The organism is uncultured Campylobacter sp., assembly GCF_937921625.1.
In the GTDB taxonomy this organism is placed as follows: Bacteria; Campylobacterota; Campylobacteria; order Campylobacterales; family Campylobacteraceae; genus Campylobacter_B.
In genome coordinates this window covers 1-19,970 of sequence record NZ_CAKZTI010000048.1, presented here as the reverse complement: position 1 = coordinate 19,970, position 19,970 = coordinate 1, and the positions used below count along the sequence as shown (strand labels likewise).

General features: G+C 46.7%; 17 protein-coding genes and 1 pseudogene. 11 read left to right on the top strand and 7 right to left on the bottom strand.

All coding sequences use genetic code 11. From position 1 onward, the window contains the following. Nucleotides 1–690 precede the first annotated feature (690 nt). Both Q0101_RS07755 and Q0101_RS07750 read left to right on the top strand, forming a co-directional pair. The gene (locus Q0101_RS07755; RefSeq protein ID WP_297944001.1) at nucleotides 691–1,422 is read left to right on the top strand and encodes a sulfite exporter TauE/SafE family protein; all 732 of its coding nucleotides are present in this window, start codon (nucleotides 691–693) and stop codon (nucleotides 1,420–1,422) included. 357 nt (nucleotides 1,423–1,779) lie between these two features. Then, nucleotides 1,780–2,160 carry a CrcB family protein gene (locus Q0101_RS07750; protein WP_297943998.1) on the top strand — a complete coding sequence of 127 codons (381 nt, stop codon included), beginning with the start codon at nucleotides 1,780–1,782 and terminating at the stop codon, nucleotides 2,158–2,160. 581 nt (nucleotides 2,161–2,741) lie between these two features. On the opposite strand, the gene Q0101_RS07745 is transcribed toward Q0101_RS07750, so the two are convergent. From Q0101_RS07745 to Q0101_RS07725, 5 genes are all read right to left on the bottom strand, one after another. Continuing rightward, complete coding sequence (locus Q0101_RS07745) at nucleotides 2,742–3,899, bottom strand: hypothetical protein (protein WP_297943996.1); 1,158 nt, start codon at nucleotides 3,897–3,899, stop codon at nucleotides 2,742–2,744. Nucleotides 3,900–3,967: 68 nt separating this feature from the next. Beyond that, entirely contained in the window at nucleotides 3,968–4,957 is a 990-nt protein-coding gene (locus Q0101_RS07740) for a glycosyl hydrolase (protein WP_297943993.1), read from the bottom strand. A 76-nt stretch (nucleotides 4,958–5,033) separates the two neighbouring features. Then, nucleotides 5,034–5,627: a hypothetical protein gene (locus tag Q0101_RS07735; protein WP_297943990.1), complete on the bottom strand. Its 594-nt coding sequence runs from the start codon at nucleotides 5,625–5,627 to the stop codon at nucleotides 5,034–5,036. 270 nt (nucleotides 5,628–5,897) lie between these two features. Further along, on the bottom strand, nucleotides 5,898–6,110 hold the full coding sequence (gene rpsU, locus Q0101_RS07730; protein WP_005869392.1) for a 30S ribosomal protein S21: 213 nt from the start codon (nucleotides 6,108–6,110) through the stop codon (nucleotides 5,898–5,900). Between the two features lie 51 nt (nucleotides 6,111–6,161). After that, nucleotides 6,162–6,794, bottom strand: a complete 633-nt coding sequence (locus tag Q0101_RS07725) for a hypothetical protein (protein ID WP_297943987.1) — start codon at nucleotides 6,792–6,794, stop codon at nucleotides 6,162–6,164. 171 nt (nucleotides 6,795–6,965) lie between these two features. Here Q0101_RS07725 and Q0101_RS07720 point away from each other — a divergent pair. From Q0101_RS07720 to Q0101_RS07700, 5 genes and pseudogenes are all read left to right on the top strand, one after another. Continuing rightward, a pseudogene (locus Q0101_RS07720) lies at nucleotides 6,966–9,278 on the top strand (ribonucleoside triphosphate reductase). A 17-nt stretch (nucleotides 9,279–9,295) separates the two neighbouring features. Then, nucleotides 9,296–10,018 carry an anaerobic ribonucleoside-triphosphate reductase activating protein gene (locus Q0101_RS07715; protein ID WP_297943984.1) on the top strand — a complete coding sequence of 241 codons (723 nt, stop codon included), beginning with the start codon at nucleotides 9,296–9,298 and terminating at the stop codon, nucleotides 10,016–10,018. Nucleotides 10,019–10,346: 328 nt separating this feature from the next. Then, nucleotides 10,347–11,369, top strand: a complete 1,023-nt coding sequence (locus Q0101_RS07710; protein WP_295152816.1) for a ribonucleotide-diphosphate reductase subunit beta — start codon at nucleotides 10,347–10,349, stop codon at nucleotides 11,367–11,369. 282 nt (nucleotides 11,370–11,651) lie between these two features. Then, on the top strand, nucleotides 11,652–12,287 hold the full coding sequence (locus Q0101_RS07705) for a protein-L-isoaspartate(D-aspartate) O-methyltransferase (protein WP_297943981.1): 636 nt from the start codon (nucleotides 11,652–11,654) through the stop codon (nucleotides 12,285–12,287). Nucleotides 12,288–12,442: 155 nt separating this feature from the next. Continuing rightward, nucleotides 12,443–14,245, top strand: a complete 1,803-nt coding sequence (locus tag Q0101_RS07700; protein WP_297943978.1) for a hypothetical protein — start codon at nucleotides 12,443–12,445, stop codon at nucleotides 14,243–14,245. Between the two features lie 433 nt (nucleotides 14,246–14,678). Here Q0101_RS07700 and Q0101_RS07695 read toward each other — a convergent pair whose 3' ends face one another. Both Q0101_RS07695 and Q0101_RS07690 read right to left on the bottom strand, forming a co-directional pair. Then, entirely contained in the window at nucleotides 14,679–15,188 is a 510-nt protein-coding gene (locus Q0101_RS07695) for a molybdenum cofactor biosynthesis protein MoaE (protein ID WP_297943975.1), read from the bottom strand. Between the two features lie 15 nt (nucleotides 15,189–15,203). Continuing rightward, nucleotides 15,204–15,425 (bottom strand): MoaD/ThiS family protein, encoded by a 222-nt coding sequence (locus Q0101_RS07690; RefSeq protein WP_297943972.1) that lies wholly within the window; start codon nucleotides 15,423–15,425, stop codon nucleotides 15,204–15,206. An 87-nt stretch (nucleotides 15,426–15,512) separates the two neighbouring features. Between Q0101_RS07690 and nspC the strand changes: the two genes are divergently transcribed. The 4 genes from nspC to selD all read left to right on the top strand — a co-directional run bounded on the left by nspC (nucleotide 15,513) and on the right by selD (nucleotide 19,420). Continuing rightward, entirely contained in the window at nucleotides 15,513–16,667 is a 1,155-nt protein-coding gene (nspC, locus tag Q0101_RS07685) for a carboxynorspermidine decarboxylase (protein ID WP_297943969.1), read from the top strand. Between the two features lie 95 nt (nucleotides 16,668–16,762). Beyond that, nucleotides 16,763–17,722, top strand: a complete 960-nt coding sequence (locus tag Q0101_RS07680) for a formate dehydrogenase subunit gamma (protein WP_297943966.1) — start codon at nucleotides 16,763–16,765, stop codon at nucleotides 17,720–17,722. Nucleotides 17,723–17,804: 82 nt separating this feature from the next. Further along, nucleotides 17,805–18,401 (top strand): sulfurtransferase-like selenium metabolism protein YedF, encoded by a 597-nt coding sequence (gene yedF, locus Q0101_RS07675; protein ID WP_297943963.1) that lies wholly within the window; start codon nucleotides 17,805–17,807, stop codon nucleotides 18,399–18,401. Next, on the top strand, nucleotides 18,401–19,420 hold the full coding sequence (gene selD / locus Q0101_RS07670; protein WP_297944116.1) for a selenide, water dikinase SelD: 1,020 nt from the start codon (nucleotides 18,401–18,403) through the stop codon (nucleotides 19,418–19,420). The genes yedF and selD overlap by 1 nt, the downstream gene beginning before the upstream one ends. Nucleotides 19,421–19,970 lie beyond the last annotated feature (550 nt).

Genomic DNA, 19,970 nt, shown 5'->3' with positions numbered 1-19,970 from the left:
AATTTGCGGGCGGAATTTCGGCGTGAGGATTTTGCGGCGGCTTTTTGATCTTTGAAACTCTTTTGGCGGGTTTTGAACGAGCTTTTGGCGGCGAAATTTCGTCGTAAATTTTACAAAAAATTCGTGCTCTTTGCGTTTCCGTGCGCTCCGCATAAAATTTTACGGCGATCTTGTCGTGACTTTACACCGATTTTGCGGCGATTTTTAGAATACGGAGCGCATAAATTTTTCCGTAGAATTTTGACTGAAATTTTACCGTGCGGAATTTTGCCGTATGAAATTTCGCCGCGATAGAATCCTGTCGAAATTTAATCGCAGCAAAGATACGACGACCGCGATATAAACGTAAAATTTTATCTAAAATTTACGCTAAACCGCCGCAGTCTGGGCGCAGAATTTTAAAATCCGCTACCAAGCCGTAATACGAACAAACGCAGGCGGGCTAATTTGCATAAAATTTCAAGCCGAAATTCCACACCTTAAAATCCCGTAAATTTTAAAATTTTGCAAATCCCGCGCTTGAAATTTCGAGCTAAAATCTCGCTTGTAAACTTTCAAGCCAAGTCAATTCCAGATAAAATTTCAAACCGAAATCCCGCAAATCCCCGCTCCTAAATCCAAAATTCCGCAAATTTAGCAAGCTTTAAATTTTAAAGCTATAAACTTTGCTTCAAATTTCAAGGATTATAAATGTTAGAACTCCCCTTTGTCGGCGTCGTCGTGGGCTTCATATCGGGCTTTTTCGGTATCGGCGGCGGTACGGTTGTAATGCCCGTGATGATGGCTCTGGGATACGACGTCAAGACCGCCGCGGGCATCTCGGTGATGCAGATGTTCATCGTCTCGCTTTTCGGCTCATATCTGAACTACCGCGCGGGCAGACTCCGCCTAGATAGCGGTATCGCGGTGGGGCTCGGAGGGCTGTGCGGCGCGAGCATATCGGGCTTCATCGTAAAATACTCGCCAGAAATCGTGCTTGAGATCGGTCTTCTGCTGACGCTTGCGATCTCATTTCTTAAACTCTTTAGCACGAATGTAGCAAGCGGCGGCAATGCAAATCCCCACGGGGCGGTGCTATTTTTCATCGGCTTTGCTATCGGCGCGATCGCGCTTAGCATGGGCGTGGGTGGCGCGGTATTTCTGACGCCCGTATTGGTCGGATTTTTGGGCGTCGATATCAAAAGAGCGGTCTGCATGGGGCTATTTTTCATCGTTTTCGGCTCATTCAGCGCGCTTTTGAGCCTTTCGTACAACGGCCACGTAGATTACGAACGCGGCGCGCTGCTAGCCGTGGGCGGGCTTTTGGGCGTGTATTTCGGCACCTCTCAGGCTCGCCGTGCAAAGCGCGAAACGCAGAAAAAATGGCTGCTCGTCCTCTACGTCGTGCTATTTGCGCTGGCGCTAAAAAAGGTGCTACAGTAGCGCCCGCTGTAGTAGCGCTGCAGCGATTGCCGAGCTATAGTTTTACCCCTTGCCTCGGTTTTGCTACAAGCGCGGTTTAAGCGTTCGCGCTGTTTTGCTACGTCGCCCTTTTGCGTCTCGTAGTTTTTGCATTACCGTCCTCTTACACTGCGCGTGTTTGGTCTCCGTCTTGCGGCGGCGCGTCAAACGTCGCGTTTTGCCGCGCTAGTAAAATTTTAAAACGAAATTTCAAAAAGCGCGAGTAAATTTTAAAAGCGGAATTTTAACTAATCGCGTTAAAATAGCGAAGTTGCACATCTTTCGTCCTATGGAGGCTAGATGGCGAAATAAAATTTACGAATTTTAAAAGGACTTGGATTGACGAACTTGATTTTAGCGGGGCTAGGCGGCTGTGTAGGCGCGATGGCGCGAGTAGGCTTAAGCGGAGCGATCGCGCGCGCAATGGATCGCGCCGGATTTTGGAGTGCGTTTCCGATCGCTACTTTTTGCGTGAATGCGCTGGGAAGCCTGCTGATAGGGTTTTTGCTCGCACTAAATTTGACGCAGAGTGTGCGGGTATTTTTTATCGCAGGCGCGCTGGGCGGCTTTACGACATTTTCTACGTTCAGCTACGATACGCTGCAATTATTGCTGGCGCGAGAATTTGCTATCGGTGTGCTAAACGCGGTCTTAAGCGTATGCGCCTGTATGCTTTTTTGCTACGCTGGGCTGCTCGCGGGCAGAGCGCTTGCAGGCTAGCCGTGGAGCACGTGAGCTTTAAATTTAAATCGCCTCTATGTTTGCGCTTTTAAATCAAAATTTATTGAAAGTGCCTGCGCTACGGAATTTTATCGCGCGCATATGCTGCAAAATCTGCGAGCGATAGGCACAATCCCACATGCCGTGCAGTTTTGCGAAAGGGTGCGCAGCAAGTAGTTTCGCAAAGTGCAATATCAAGCAGGAATTATAAGGCGAGCAAATCGTAAGACGAGCGAAAAGTAAAGCGAGCGAGAGGGATTGTAGCTAAATAATTGTGCTCGGGCAGGCTGGCAAAATCCAGATAAATTTGAAATTTGCGTGCATTCTCTGCGTATCTTGTTTACCGCAGCTTTGTAAAATTTCGCTATCTTGCGCCTAGCTATCGCGACGCCCTAAAAATTTCGCTGTCTTGGCGCGGATAAAATAAACCTAAGCCGCGCGATAAATTTTAAAAGCTCCGCGGGCAAATTTTAAAGCTTGAAGCTTAGAATTTTAAAATTCTCACGTAAATTTTAGAAGCTAAATTAAAGCGCGCCGAAATCACGATCTTATGTGTCAAATCCTGCAGCGCTATCTTAGATTTATCGCAAGCGGCTGCGAGCCCTCTTAATTTCATTTCTGCAAATTTCATTGACCTGCTCGCCCTCGCTATTTCGCAAGATAACCTCGTAGTCCGTGATTTCACGACCTTTGTTATACCCCTCGATATATCTGAATCTCGATAAAACTATTTTAAAGGATTCCACATCGTCTAAAGTATACTTATCGCCGAGCTTTACGTAGTTAAAATTCCTACTAGTAAGCGTATGAAAATTATTAAATTTTTGCTTTAAATTTAGCGTATAAATTGCCGTGGATGCAGCGTCGTTATCGCAGCTATTGATTTCGCTCTCATCAAAGGCAAGCGCGAGGCAAATTTCATCTCCGCAGATAACCTTGATATCCTTGGCGCGGCTGTTTATACGGATGGTCTGTCGCCACCCATCGCCCTCTATCTCAAAGACGTTGCGAGCGAGCTTTTTGGCTATTTCATCTCCGACATAGCCTCTGGCTTCAGATTTATCAGCCCAACCAAGCGCAGAGTAGTTCGGTTTTTGCGGAAAATCCGCAAGCGGAGTTTGAAGCTCGCTTATAGCGTTTAAATTTTCCTCGGTGCCTTGCGGAGCTGCAAAAGATGTGCCCCTCATAGAGTGTAGATTAAAGAAACCGATAAATTTCCTCACGACCTTATGCGCCGTTTGAGAAAATATCTTGGCTTCATTTTCAAAAAGCGAAATATCGTAGATGCCGTAGCTATAATATCCAAGCTCTCCACTTACCCACCTTTCGTCCGGCGAACGATCGATCTCGTCGTATCCATAGTAGCACTCTGGCATATCTTTTTGTAGCAAAAAGTCGTCGCTATCGCTGTCCTCATACCTAAGCCAGACCCCAAAATCGTCCTTAATGTATAGATAATTAAACTTCGCGCCTCCTGCGAATTTTTTTTCGCCTAGCCAAAATACGGGCCTTTTTTCTAGGCTAGGCAGAGCGGCGACGGGAGGCAAATTTTGTAGCTCTTTTTCAAATTTTTCATCGATATAATCGCAAGCGCTAGTGGGCATACTAGGATCGCAACCCTCGGGCGTATCGGATGAAAAAAGCAAATTTAAAATCACAAATATATACAGCACAAAAAGTACGCATGCAACGCTCACGACCAAGGCGGTAATTTTTAAAATTTTTATAAAAGTTTTCATATCTAAATTTTACCTCGTTGCACCTAAAAAGCATAAAATTTTGCTTTAAATTTGAAATCCTCCTCGCATTATCTGTACGCTTCGCCTATTGCTTCGCTAAGGCTTTTTAGCAGCTCGTCCGCGGCTTTCGCTTTGTTGCGCGTGCCGCGATTTTTGCTGTTTGAGGCGCCCGCTTCGCCGCCCGTTGCGCAGTCTTGTACGAAATACCACCAAAAATACCCGCCCACGTAGTTTTTCGCGTAGCGCGGCATCGTATAATATCGCCTCATCATCGCCTTTTTGCTCGCCTGCGTAGCGTCCGCCGCCGTGTTTCCGCACTCGCCGATGCCAAGCTTTGAAGCGGGAAAGGCGCTTTGCAGATCGGTAAAAATTTCGCTCCAATCAGGCGCAAAGCCCTCGTTATCGTCCTCGTAGTAGCTTACGAAAAGATAATCCAGCCCCTCTTTCATATCCTGCGGCACGAATTTTTGCAGCCACTCGTGCATCTGCGTTTTCTGCGCTCCGCTCGGCGTATAATACGCCGTAAGCGCCGTTTTAGCGCCCTTTTTGTGGATGAACTCGAATGCCGCGATTATCTTAGCGGCGATAAAATTCGCATCGTCCCCGAGCCAGCCCTCGCCGTTTATTTCGTTGCCGATCTCCCAAATCGCGACATAAGGCGCGAGCGCAGCGAAGGCATCCGCGAACCTCTTTTCGTAGCTTTTCACATTTTTGTACGAGCTCATCTCGTAGGAGTCCACGGGGCAGGCCATCACGTATGAAACCTCGCTAAGCCGCCTAAAAAGAGGCTCATATTCGCGCGGGCTAATTTCTTTTGACATCACGACGCGCACTGTGGGCTTTGTGGGTAGGGTTTGCAGGGCGCGCACGATACTTTGCAGCTTCGCGCCCGAGGCATCTTGCGCGTCCTCATACCAGCCGTCGTCGATCGTAACGCCCCAGATGAAGTCAGATTTAAAATTTTGTTTTGAAATTTTATGTGGATTTTCGCCGTAAAGTACGCCGCAAAACAGTACCCCGCAAAACAGCGCGAGAAATATGTGTTTGAAATAGACCACGGCTTGCTCCTTGATTTTAAATTTTAAAAATTTAGCTCTTTGCTGGTCTTTTCACAACCGATCAAGCAATCAAAATTTATCTCTTGCCTCTAAGATCATAAGAATAATACGAACGAGAAAAGCCCTCTACGCTGAACATAGCAAAAGCATTAAGTGCAAGAGCCGCTAAGCTGAGCAGTACCGTAGCAGGCAGCGAAAAACGCGCCAAAAATGCATTTGCAATAGCTGCAAGTACAAGCGCGATAAAGCAATATGAAAATATCGCAACTCCGCTAGTATCGGCAAGTTCCTGATAAAATCTATAAAAAAACAGAAACGATGCGATAAATCCCAACGCAAGTAGTATTTGAGCGATGATGCCGCCCGCTAAAAATATAAATAACAATACGCCTATAAATATCGCCGCAAAGGCAATGGCTACGTTGCGCAAAAGGTTGCGGCTTACGGTAAGTTTAGAGATATTATAAATGCTAAAGATAAAAAGCACGAATGCCGCTGCGCTTAGTAATACTCCTAATCCGCCGTAAATCCCTAATAGCAATAGCACTAGTTCGGCTATAGCTTTTAAGGCGCAGGCTGCGATGAAGGTGTATTTGATGAGTGCTACCTCTTTTTCTTGAGGGTTTGAGGGTTGCTGATCTTGAGTGTGTAGATAGTCGTTTAAGTCCATGGTTGCTCCTTGAAATTTAGCAAAAGTATATCTAAAAAACGAATAGGTAAAAATAAATTTCAAAATTTAGCGGCTCGCCAGCGGACATATTGTATAAAGCAGCTGCCGCAAAAAGGCGGGTAAATTTAAGAGTAAATTTTAAAATTTAGAGCGGAATTTCGGCGCTGACGGGGCGGATAAAATTTTTAAGCGGGCTGTAAATTTAAAAAGATGTGAGATAAAATTTCGCGCAGATCTGCAAATTTAAAATCCGCAAATCCGCGCAAACCGCTACAAGCGTGACTCGTAGCGACGTAGCGTGTAAAGACGTTTAAGCATCTTTTTGCGAGCTGAAATTTTTTGCTTTTTGCGGACTTCCGTCATCGGCTCAAAAAATCGTCTCGCACGGACCTCGGTAACGACTAGGTTACGATCGGTCTGTTTCTTAAAGCGTCTGTAAGCTTCGTCAAATGATTCGTTCGGATATACCTTTACTCCAGGCACTTTCCTCACCGCCTTTCAAAAAAATGAACCGTGAGTTTAGCGAAAAATTCCTTAAATTTGCTTTTGAAGCGCTTTTTTATACTTCCACACGCTTTTGTTGTTGCGAGTATCTATCATCGAAAGCTCTAAAAATAGGCTCTCGCTTGCTTGTGCGGTAGAATTTTTAGCTGCAGAATTTAAATTTTTTGATTTTTTAGATTCTGCTTTACCGTCATTTACCACAGCGGGGCTTTGCGGTAAAATTTTACCTACCAAGATGTAATCCGGCGCGTAGATCGAGCCGCTTTCTACGGCGTGATAGCCACGGCTTACGCCATCGTTGCTAAATACGAGTTCATCTTTACTTGGGGCGTCTGTGACGACTGCTTTGCCTGAATGCAGCAGTGAAATTCTAATTTTTTTGCTTAAAAATTCCGCATCCACGCCGCGCGCGTTCGTTCCATCCAGTGGCTCGATGCCGACGACACTAAATCTACCGCCTTTCTTGCCGACAATACGCTTTGAGAGTAGATCAGCGATGCTTTCGCCTGCAATGCGCTCCAGATATGCGTTTGGATATCCTGCGTGATCTATGCCTCCGGTAAGCGCCGAATTATCCGTGCTTTTAGAGCCTTTAAGCGCAGCGCAGCCTGCTAAAAAGACACATAGTAAAATAACGAAAAAACTTATTTTAAAATTTTTCATAGCATTTCCAAATTTTATAAAATAAACTCCGCGATTATAGCGAGATTTGGTTAAATTTCGTTTTTTATAAGCAAAATTTGTAACGGATATTCCGCTCGTTCCTTTAATTTTGAGTTAAAGATTCCTTGATATACTTTCTGCCAATTTATTCAGAAAATTCTCGGGGTGCTTATGAAAAAAATCATTAAAAGAGACGGAAGTTTTCAAGAATTTCAATCCTACAAAATAAAAGATGCTATCAAAAAAGCCTACAAAAGCGTTGGTAGCGAGTTTGACGAAAAAGTCTTTAATAATGTAATGAGCGCGATCGTTTTTAAAGAGAAATTAAGCGTCGAAGATATTCAGGATCTCATCGAGAAAAAGCTCTTCGAAGCTGGCGATTTCGACGTTTTGAAAAGCTTTATGATCTATCGCCACACACACAAGATGCAGCGTGAGCACATCCTGGGGCTTGAGGAGGATACGACCTATATCAACTGTACCCAGACGGTCAATGAATACATCAGCAAGCAGGATTGGCGAATTTTAGCAAATTCCAATACCAGCTACTCAAACGCAGGCCTGATCAATAACACTGCCGGCAAGGTCATCGCAAACTACTGGCTCGATAAAATTTACTCTCGCGAGGAGGGCGCGGCACACCGAAACGGCGACTATCATATCCACGATCTGGACTGCCTTACGGCGTATTGCGCGGGCTGGAGCTTGCGTGTGCTTCTAAACGAGGGCTTTAACGGCGTGCGCGGCAGAGTCGAGAGCAAGGCGCCGAAGCATTTCCGCGAAGCGCTGTATCAGATGGCAAATTTCCTTGGAATTTTACAAAGCGAATGGGCGGGCGCGCAGGCGTTTAGCAGCTTTGATACGTATCTAGCGCCATACGTTTTCCGCGATAAATTAAGCGACGATGAGGTCAAAAAGGCGATCACAAGCTTCGTGTTTAACCTAAACGTTCCGGCGCGCTGGGGTCAGAGCCCATTTACCAACGTCACCATCGATATGACCTGCCCGGATGATCTAAAAACGCAGATTCCTACGCATAACAACGAGCATCTATTTAAAAATTTACGCGACGAGGAGCTTTTGGCCGAGGCTAAAAGGCGCGGCAAGGGCTCGCTTGAGGCGATGACTTACGGCGATTTCGAGCCTGAGATGAACCGCATCGTGATCGCGTTTTACGAGGTTTTAACGACGGGCGATAAGTGTGGTCAGCCCTTTACCTTTCCGATTCCTACGGTAAATTTAACGGAGGAGTTTGATTGGGATACTCCTGCGGCCGACGCGGTATTTGAAAACACCGCCAAGGTAGGCTCTAGCTATTTTCAAAATTTTATCGGCTCGCAATATATCACGAACGAAAAAGGCGAGCGCGTACCCAATCCAAAGGCGTATAAGCCTGGCGCCGTACGCTCGATGTGCTGCCGCTTGCAGCTCGATCTGCGCGAGCTTCTAAAGCGCGGCGGAGGGCTTTTCGGAAGCGCGGAGATGACGGGAAGCATCGGCGTCGTAACGATAAATTTAGCCCGCCTAGGCTATCTGTATAAAAATAACGAAGAGGCGCTGTATGCGAGGCTGGACGAGCTTTTGGAGCTTGCCAAATCGACGCTTGAAAAGAAGCGAAAATTTGTAACCGAGATGTTTGAGCGCGGCTTGTATCCATATACGAAGCGTTATCTGCCGGGCTTTAATAACCATTTTAGCACTATCGGCATCAACGGCGCAAACGAGATGATACGAAATTTCAGCGGTAACAAAGAGGATATTACGACAGAATTTGGGCGTAAATTTGCCCTTAAAATGGTTGAGTATCTGCGCGAGAAGATCCGCTCGTTTCAGGAGAGCACGGGCAATCTATACAATCTCGAAGCCACGCCTGCCGAGGGTACGACGTATCGTTTCGCCAAAGAGGATAAGAAGCGCTACGCAGACATCATCCAAGCGGGATTTGATAAAAACATATATTACACCAACTCTACGCAGCTTCCTGCAAATTTCGGAAGCGATCCGTTTGAGGCGCTGGCGATGCAGGACGAGCTGCAAAGCTCCTATACCGGCGGCACGGTGCTGCATCTGTATATGAAGGAGCGCATCAGCTCGGCTCAGGCGTGCAAACAGCTCGTAAAAAGCGTAGTGCAAAACTACAAGCTTCCTTATATCACGATCACGCCGATTTTTAGCGTCTGTCATAAGCACGGCTACATCAGCGGCGAGCATGAATACTGCCCGAAATGCGACGAGGAGCTACTCGCGGAATACAAAGCCAAGCAGAGCAAGGGCGCCTAAATAGCGATTTAAATTTTAATCTTAATGAAAGGATGGAGAATGGAATTTCCAAAAGAGTTAGAAGCAAAACGCACAAAATGCGTCGTTTACACAAGAGTAATGGGCTATTTACGCCCAGTAGAGAGCTTTAATATCGGAAAGAAGGGCGAACACAAAGAGCGCGTCTTTTTTGAAGAGAAAAAAGACAAAAAACAAATAGCCTAGTCGCCGCTACCGGCCAAATGCAACAAACGCATACGAAGCCGCCGCAAGCCTTAAATCTGCGTAACGCGCAGATTTACGAGATCACGCCGTTTACGATGCTTGATTTTCCTGATCACATCGCCGCGATTGCGTGGTTTTGCGGCTGCAATATGCGCTGCATCTATTGCTACAACCCACAAATCGTTACTTCAGGGGGTAAAATTTCAAACGAAGAGTTTCTGCGTTTTTTGGATGCGCGCGCGGGCAAGCTTCAGGGCATCGTATTTAGCGGCGGCGAATGCACCTGTGCGAGCGATTTTATCCCGCTGGCGCACGAAGTTAAGCGGCGCGGCTTTTTGCTCAAAGTAGATACCAACGGCTCAAATCCGAAAAAGATTGAAGAGGCGCTAAGCCTAGGGCTGATAGATTATATCGCGCTTGATTTTAAGGCGCCGCGGCAGGATTTTGAGCTTATTACAAAGTCAAATTTATATGATAGACTTCTGCAAACTCTTAGGCTTTTGCTGCGGCTAAATTTTAAATTTGAGGTGCGTACGACCGTGCATGCCGATTTTTTAAACGAAGCAAAGATCGAGCAGATGGCGCAAATTTTATGGAGCGAGGGCTACCGTGGCGTCTATTATCTGCAAAACTTTCTACCCACCGGCGATAATTTCGGTAATTTAAACGCGCCGCTTGCAAGCTTTGATCCGAGCAAAATCCGTACCGATCTGAAGATCGAACTTCGAAATTTTGATTAAATTTGCGCCGCCACGAGCGTCTTGCCGCGATGAATGCGATGAAATTTTTTAGCGCATTTATCTAGCGCGCATTGTCCGGTGTATATTGTGCCACGATAAATTTCGCCTTGCGGGAAGCTTTAAAATTTAACCTTGCCGCCGCTTGCTATGTTTGAATTTCATTCCGTCTGCGGCGTAAAATTCTATGTTTATCAAGAGCTTTAAATTTTACTGCGCAAATTTAACTTCTCGCCAAATTTCACGCCGCGTAGCCATTGCCGCTTCAAAACAAAAGGTAAATTTAGCTTGCTTTGGCTAAAATACGCCGAAATTTTTAAAAAGGCAAAAAATGGATAGGAAAAAAATCTACAACCCCTTCTCCGACGAGACGCTTACCGATCGCAAGATCTTCGGCGGCAATCCACAGGGAATTTTAAATTTTACCAAGGCGAAATATCAATGGGCGCTGAAACTTTGGGATCTGATGGAGGCCAACACCTGGTTTCCCAAAGAGGTCGATACCACGGACGACGTGCGCGATTATAACTTCAATCTCACAAGCGCCGAGAAGCGGATGTATGATCTCGTGTGGAGCCAGCTGATATCGATGGATAGCTTTCAGACCAACAATCTCGCCGATAATATCAACCCCTACATCACGGCTCCGGAGATCAACGCCGTGCTCGCTCGCCAAGCCTACGAGGAGGCCAACCACAGCAAATCCTATGCCGTCATGGTCGAGGCGATCTGTGAAAACACCGATCTGATTTACGAGATGGAGAAGCACGACGATATGCTCCGCAGGAAAAACGACTACATCTCAAGCGTCTATGAGGAGCTCGCGGGCGAGGTTAGCGACGATAAGCTGCTGCTAGCGATGGTGGCGAATCAAATTTTAGAGGGGATCTATTTTTACAGCGGCTTTACGTCGATCTATGCGCTTGCTCGCGCGGGCAAGATGCTAGGCAGCGCGCAGATGATCCGCTTCATACAGCGCGACGAGATCACGCATCTGCTGCTATTTCAAAACATGATAAATTCCGTCCGCAAGGAGCGCGCCGATCTTTTTAATAAGCGCAACGTGGATAAAATTTACGAGATGTTCGAGACGGCGGGAAACTTAGAGATAGATTGGGGCAAATACATCACGGATAACCAAATCATGGGCTTTACGGACGACATCATCGAAGAATACATCCACTATCTGGTCGATCAGCGCCTGCTTGCCATCGGGCTTGAGAAGCGATACGGCGCGAAACATCCGATAAAATGGGTCGATGATTTTTCTAAATTTAACGATCAGAAGAGCAACTTTTTCGAGAGCAAGGTCACGAACTATAGCAAAGGAAGTTTGAGTTTCGATGATTTTTAGCGGATTTTGCGATTTGAAATTTTGCTCCGCCGTATCGCGGTACGGATACTTTGCAGATACTTGTCCTGCGCCGCACGGACGTGCGATGAGCGCAGAAGGCGTATTACCTGCAAAATTTTTTAAATTTAGCCGTGCTATGTATCTAAAAAACGCAGCTCATGCTCTTTTGGCGCGGAATGGGCACTTTGGCGGTATTTTTAAAAACTCTATCGGTTTGGAATTTAGACGGGGCGGAAACTTTCGCGGCTTTAAATTTGACGCCGGGCGGGGCGGGAGCGCGCCATGGTCTCGCTAGAGCGGCTTCGCTGTGAAAAGATGGCGAACGACATCGCCGAGCAGGTGAGTTTAAATCCGGCGCTTTTTGAGGCGTTTTGCAGCATTGCTAGAAGCGAGTTTGCCCCGCTTGGCGCGCACGCTTTCAGCCTTAACGCGCAGCCCATTTTGGCAAGCCAGTGGATCAGCTCGCCGCTGACGGTCGCGCGCATGACGATGGCGCTAAGCGTGGATCCGAAAGTCGAGAAAATTTTAGAGATCGGCTGCGGCAGCGGCTATCAAGCGGCGATTTTAAGCAGGATGGTTCATCGCGTCTTTGCCGTAGAGCGCGTCGAGCGGCTGGTAGGCGAGGCGAAAAGACACTTTGCAAATCTCGGGATTTCAAACATCAGCCTGCGTCATGACGACGGCAACGCGGGATGGAAAAATTTCGCCCCTTTCGATAGGATCTTGCTCTCCGCGTGCGCCGAGCGGATCGACGAGCGACTGTTTGCGCAGCTGGCAATCGGCGGAATTTTGGTCGCTCCGATGAATAGAGGCGGCTCGCAAAAGATCGTTAGGTTTAGTAAAATTTCGCCAAGCGAGATCAAAGAAGAGGAGCTCGGCGCCTGCGAGTTCGTCCCGCTGGTGCAGGGTCGCGGATAGGCTCTGCGCGCAGTAAATTTTAAAATTTTCTACCGCCCCCGGGCGCGTAAATTTAATAAAATTTGCTTTCGCACTCCGCCGCAAGATCAGAGTTTTATTAATTATTTATTTAAATTCAAGTACAATACATAATTTTAATCTTACAAGGATGAGTCATGCAAGATTTTAGCAAGGAAAAGATAGAGTCGCTGGTCGTCAGCTGGAAAAATCACAACAAAAACCAATTCTGGCTTAAAAAACAAACCGCGATTTCAAAGTATTTAGGCGAGATAAAGCGCTGCCTCGCAAGCTTTGACGAGACCGAGAACGAGTTTTTGCAAACTTTATATATAAATCTCAGCGACGGCAATCTTAGAAGCTGCAAAATTTTATCTCTGGGCGAGAAGTTCGCGCACGCCGAGTATTTCTTTATGGATCAGTTTTTTGATTCCAATATTAGCGCGTTTTATTATGATTTCGCTTTCAAAGACCGTATCGTCGGCAAAAAGGAGTTGTTTCCTAAAAATGCCGTAAAAAGCGTAGATAGCGTGCTTAGCGGCGAGGATAAAAACATCGTCTCGCTTTATGTTTTTATCGAAAATATCGTCAAAAATTTCAATAGCTATTCGCAGGAGCGCACCGCTCGCGATATTTTCAAACAAAAGCTAGTCAATTTTTACGACGAGCTTTACAGACTTCTTACGGCGGTGGATAGCGCTTTGGCGATCGATTTTTTCGACGTCGCGCTGCATAATCAGCCCTTCGTGCTGATGGAATTTTTAAAATCCGCGATAAATGCCGATAATTTCTATCTGATCGACAGCTACCTAAGCGACGACGGGATGTTAAATTTGGGGCTTGCCGAGGGCGGCGATTTCGCGCAAATTTCGCGCGAGAAGCTCTATCTGCTAGCTAGCATATTTGCGCAGTGCAACGATGAGTTTCCGACTCTCATTTATCGCGATGAAACCGCGCAAATTTTATCCTTGCTCTATGACGAAAAGGTTGAAATTTTTGAAGAATTTTACGAAGTAAGTTCGCGATTTATCGCGGAATTTACCCCGTATCCGCAGGACGTCGTGGGAGCGGCTAGAATCGTGTATTCGTCGCTATTTTTCGAATACGTCAAAAACTACAAAAGCGAAGAAGTTGCGAAAAATACGATATTTTACGGCGCAATCGGCACCGGCAAGACCCGCAGATTGCGATCTTTGATCACCGAAAAGAAGCTTGCGGCAAAAAATTTCCGCTACGTTTGCTTGCACGAAGGCTTTGAATATCGCGATTTTATAGACGGATTTTACGGCGAAAGTTTCATCAATGGCGAGTTTAAGGCGCTTTGCAAAGAGGCGCTAAACGATCCGAAGGGCGAGTATTATTTTCTGATCGACAATGCAAGTGCCGCGAGCTTGGATAAAATTTTAGGCGAAGCCGCGGTGCTTTTGGATCGCCGTTACGACGAGAATGACGAGCTTTCGCTGATCCGCACGAAAAATTCCCACGTAATCGATGGCTTTGAAGAGGGCGAGAAAGCGCGCGCCAGCATCGTTTTAAAGAACGGCCGCTCATATTTTGCAGTGCCTAAAAATTTATACGTCCTATGCACTCTAAATGAGTACAAATGCGTTTCACCATCGATTGCGAAGGCGTTTAGATGGATCAGATGCGAGTGCGATTACGGCGCGCTTGAGGATTATTTAAGAGATCGCGAGATCGTAAATGCAAGCGCGGTCGTTGCGGCTTGCAAAGCGCTGAATAAATTTATCGCCGATGAGGCAAAGGGCCTGGGTGCGATCGGGCACGGCGTATTTATGGGGCTTGCGCGCTATCAAAGTGGCGCGCAGATCATGCAGGAGGGGCTAAACGGCTTTTTCGCCGAGGTGCTTGAGCCGATCTTTAGGTGCGCGGCAAGCGGCGAAGATACCACTACGAGCCTTAGCGAGCGTATCGCTGAAGCCAAGGACGTGTTTAAATTTTAGCCGCCGCTTAGCAGGAATGGTTATATTTGCAATGAAATTTTAAAATTTCATTGCACTGCGTTTCATTTGTGCTTGCAGATACCGCGCGCGAATTTGGGTTTAAATTTTATTTATGCTGCGCGGGATTACAAGACGATTGTAGCGCCATTTTATTTGCTGTGTAGCACGCCCACTGGATTGATTAAATTTGCTATAAATTTAGACTTGAAATTTTAGTTCTCGCTTGCCATGCTTATAGGAGCGCAGGCACGGAGTTGGATTGAAATTTTGAGCTTTAAATTGAGCCTCAGCCGCTAAATTTACATAAAATCTTTATTTTGAAATTCTGCAGTATCTCTACGCGGAATTTTGTTTGTCGGCGCAATTTCTGTTTTGATTAAATTTGATTGAATTGAAGCAAGCCTATAAATTTAAGCGGGGCGTGCTTTTAAATTTAGCTCAAAAGCCCTGCGCCTTTTACTTTCTGCGAGCGATCCGCCGCGTAGAACTTCTTCCCGCCTACTACTTTGCCGCCCTCGATTTTGCCGCCCTTTACGTCGTATTTCCAGATCGGCGCGGCCGCCTTGAAATCCTCCACAAACTCATTTATGAGCGCCAAAGCGACCTTGCGCTGCGGGCTTACGACGCCTGCGACGTAGGAGCTTTCGTGGATCGGCACACCCCCGTTTGCATGTGCAAAAAGCACGAATGCGCCCTGTGCCGCGGCCTTTTGCTGCCACGCTTCAAACCACTTCCGCAAAATCGGCTCGTATATATCGAAGCTAAGCGCGCAGATGCCACCCTCTTCGCGCACGATACCTACGAAGGTGATGAACGCGCCGCAATTTGCGTCCTTAAATTTAGCGTACCAGCGCGATAAAATCGCATCTACATCCAAGCTGCCCTCATAAATTTCGGGCTCGATCCCGCTTAAAATTTCTTGGTTAAATTTAGCCTCGCCCATCGCCGCCTCCTAAGCTTAGCCGCCACAAACGGGAGGCAGAAGGCTCACGCGATCGCCGGATTTAAGCGCGAAATTCGCATCATAAACCATCTTATCATTTACCGCCACGGCGCAGTTTGCGAGCCACTCTCGCAGGCTTTCGTCCTTTTGCAGCTCTGCTTTTACCTCTTGCAAGGAGTTTGCGTTTAGGCGCAGGGGCTCGCGCCCGATCGGCCCTAAAAATTCTACCTCTACCATTTTTGTCCTTTTTTAAAGATTGGGCGATTTTAACCAAAAATTTATAAAATTTTATATAATTGCGGAAAAATTTAATGAGGAAAAACGATGAAAATCGATGAAATTTCGACCCCGGCTTACGTATGCGAGGAGCAAAAACTAGTAAAAAATTTAGAAATTTTACGCGGCGTAGGCGAGCGAAGCGGCGCAAAAATTCTATGCGCGCTAAAAGGCTTTGCGTTTAGCTTTGCGATGCCTTACGTTGGCAAATACCTTTGGGGCGCAACTTGCAGCGGCCTGCACGAGGTGAAATTCGCCGCGGAATTTATCAAAAACGGCGAAATTCATACATACTCGCCCGCGTTTAAAGAGGATGATTTGGATGAAATTTTAAAAATTTCAAATCACGTCGTGTTTAATAGCGCCGCGCAGTGGCAAAAATATCGCGCAAAAGCGCTTGCTGCGGGAGCATCGTGCGGCTTGCGGCTAAATCCGCAGACCTCCTTCGCGCCCAAAGACGCTTACAATCCGTGCGGTAGCTTTAGCAGGCTAGGGATGAGCCTTGAAGCGCTGCAGCGGGCGATCTTGCAAGACGGCGAGTTTTTGCGCGGCATCTCGGGGCTTCATTTTCACGCGCTGTGCGAAGAAAGCGCTCAGAGCCTAGAGCGGGTGCTTGAGGTTTTCGAGGCGAAATTCGGCAAGTATTTTGACGGCCTAAAGTGGCTAAACTTCGGCGGCGGGCATCATATCACGCGCGCAGGCTACGATGTGGAGCTACTGATAGAGCTGATCAAAAAATTTCGCGAAAAATACGAGGTCGAAATTTATCTTGAGCCCGGCGAAGCGGTCGGCTGGGAGTGCGGGTATTTGGTCACTAGCGTGCTTGATATCGTAGATAACGGCGCTAAAATCGCTATTTTAGATGCCTCTTCTGAAGCACACATGCCCGATACCGTGCTGATGCCGTATCGTCCTGCGGTGCGCGGCGAGAGCGAGAGCGGTAAATTTAGCTATCGTTTCGGCGGAAATACCTGCCTCGCAGGCGACGTCGTGGGGCTTGAGAGCGGACAGCCCGAGTATAAATTTGATGCGCCGCTAAACATCGGCGATCGGGTGATTTTCGAGGATCAGATCCACTACACGATCGTGAAAAACACGACCTTTAACGGCATCAAGCTGCCCGATCTCGTCTTAGCGGACGAGCACGGAGAGGTTTTGGCAATCAAAAAATTCGGCTACGACGAGTATGCGCGGCGAAACTAGCGCCGCACTTAATGCAAAAATGTAATTTTGCTTTGTAAGAAAATTTTTTGCAAAAAATGATATAATCGGCTTGAATTTTATATCTAAGGAAATCCATGAAAAGATTGTTTCTCGCGCTTTTTGCCTGTATTTATGCGCAGGCCGAAGAGAAAAAATATGCCGATATCGTGCAGGGGAATAGCGATGTTTGGGGCAATGCAAGGCTTGAAAACATCGATAGCTACGGCAACGGCTTCGGTCCGATTTTTCTGCAATTTCAAGGACATCTGCAAAGCTCGGGCTTTTTTGCTTGGTTGGCACTGGGCGCGGTTTTGGGCGTAATCATAGCTTTTATTGGGCACTACGCGATCATAGGGCCGAAGCACTTCGATCATCACGCTGGCAAGCCGATCTATGCATTTAATAAATTTGAGCGACTATACCACCTTGTAGCGGCCGTAGCATGGGCGATCTTGGTTCCGACAGGCTTGATTATGATGTTTGGCGAAGAATTCGGTGGCGGCGCTTTCGTGAGGTTTTGTAAAAACGCTCACGGGCTAGCTACGATAGCGTTTGCGATTGCCGTTGTGCCTATGCTAGTGACATGGTTTTGGCGTATGCTACCGCGAACTTACGATATCAGATGGATGATGATCGTGGGCGGCTATTTAAGCAAAAAGAAGCGCGCGATCCCTGCGGGTAAATTTAACGCGGGCCAAAAGGCGTGGTTTTGGGTCGCGACTTTAGGCGGTATAGTGATGATAGCGACGGGTGCGTCAATGTTTTTCCTAGACTACGATATCCCTGCGATGAGAAGTGCGCTAGGTATGAGTCAGATCGAAATTTTAAGAGCAAGCGCGATTATTCATAATTTTTTGGGCGCGGTCTGCGCGGTATTTTTGCTTGTGCATATCTATATGGCGGTCTTTGCGATCAGCGGTGCCATCCACTCAATGATCGACGGACACAAGCCGGAGGAGGAAGTTTATGTACTTCACCACTACTGGTATCGCGAGCTGCTGGATAAAGGGCAGATCGCCAAATCACAATTTGAAGCGAAATACCCGCGCTTATAATTTGGGTAAATTTATGCGGGCCCGCTTGCGCGCGGCTCGCATTAGCTTTGAGGTTCAAAGAATTTTATTTTAAGGATTACATATGCAACTAGATTGTCGCAATTTAAATTGCCCGGAGCCGCTTTTGCGCACCAAAAAAGCCCTCGGTGAGCTAAAAATCGCAGAGAGTTTAGAAATTTTAGTAAACGACGTAGCGCCGCGCGAAAATATAAAGCGCTTTTTGGCCAAAAACGGCTTTGAGGCGCAAATTTCACAAGCGGGCGCCGACACGCTTATAAAAACCGTAAAAACAGACGAGCTGAAAGATGAAAGTATCGACGATATTTATTGCGGCGTAACGGCGCCAAAAAGAGGCAAGGTGATATTTCTAAACGAAGAGCAGTGCGGAAGCGGCCCGATCGGAAAGAGCCTGCTTGCTAAATTTTTAGGCGCGGCGCTGAATTTAGACGAAAAGCCAGCGAAGGTGATCTGCGTAAACAACGCCGTGCACATAACCACCAACCGCGGTCACGAATGCTTTGAGGCGATCAAAAAGCTAAACGAAGCGGGGGCTGAAATTTTAAGCTGCGGAAGCTGTCTAGAGGGCTACAAACTAGTCGATAAGCTCGTAATCGGCGAGATTTCAAACGCATACGAAATCATGGACGTCCTATCAAAATACGAAGTAATCAAACTATGATCTACAGAGATTTTAACCTCACGAAATTTATTGCAGCCGCTGGTTGAGCCGCCAAGCTTGACCCGGCGGGTCTAACCGAAAATCTTGGAAATTTAATCGAGCCCAACGCAAGCCTGCTTTCGTCCACCTGCAGCAACGAAGATGCGAGCATATTTCGCATAAGCGACGATCTTGCGCTAGTGCAGACGCTCGATTTTATCACCCCTCTAGTGGACGATCCGTTTATCTTCGGACAGATCGCGGCGGCAAACTCCCTAAGCGACGTATTTGCGATGGGCGGCGAGGTGATAAATGCCCTAAACATCGTTGGTTTTGACGATTGTCATTTCTCAAACGAAATTCTGCGCGAAATTCTGCGCGGCGGCAAAGACAAAATTAAAGAGTGCGGAGGGGCCTTGGTAGGCGGTCACACCATCTCTACTGCAGAAATTTATTATGGACTTAGCGTTACGGGGCGGGTGAATCCGCGTAAATTTTGGAGCAATAATACAGCGCGCGAAGGCGATCTGCTGATCCTAACAAAACCCCTCGGTACGGGCATTATCGCTACGGCTATCAAGGCGAAATTTCTTAAATTTGAAGAATTTCGTGACGCGATAGAGAGCATGATTTTGTTAAATTTTTATGCCGTGGGCGCGCTAGCGGGTTTAAAAATACATGCTGCAACGGACGTGACGGGCTTTGGACTGCTTGGACACGCGCTTGAGATGATTAATGAGAGCGTAAGTTTTAAAATTTATCCTAGTAAAATTCCGCTTTTAAAAAGCGCCCTCAGATGCCTTGATGAGGGGCTAATCCCTACCGGAAGCTATAAAAATTTAAAATTTATCGCACCGGGCGTCGATTCCGAGCCGGACATAATGCTTTGCGATGCACAAACCAGCGGCGGACTTCTGCTTGCCGTAGCGGAAAAGGACGCAGCGCGAGCGCTTGCGAATTTAAAAAACGCAGGCTACGCTAGCAGCGCTATCATCGGCGAAGTAATGGCACGTGCCGAGCATAAAATTTATTTAGTTTAAAATTTCTAATGCCTATTCAGCCCCCTTTAAGCATCGCTCTTGTATAATCACAATTCTGTTTCGCACCGAGCCAAACCTGCTTCCTTAACTCTTAAGTCCTAGTAGTTTTAGCCTTTTAGCGAACGTGTTTTTTAAAATTTTAACTGTTAAAAACAAATATCTTTAGTCAATCTTTGAAATCTAAACAAGTGATCGATTGAGCCTATGGATTTAGATCCGTTAAAGGATTTAAGTTCATAAAAACAATGTTACAAAAACATAAAGTTTTTAGATTAAAAACTTCATATCGACTCTCTAAAGCTTAATTCAATTATTTGAATCTGAACTAACGAAAGTTTCGTTAGTTTTAAAATTTAATTATGTGGATAAGCGGATAATAGGTTTTATCTGCATAATATACGCCGCTTCCGATAGAAGCGGTGTGCTTTAGGGGTTTCCAAAGGGCGTAGCCCTTTGGTCGCAAAGACTAGCTTCGCTAGTCTGCGAAATCAAATAAATATGGAGAGTTTGATCCTGGCTCAGAGTGAACGCTGGCGGCGTGCCTAATACA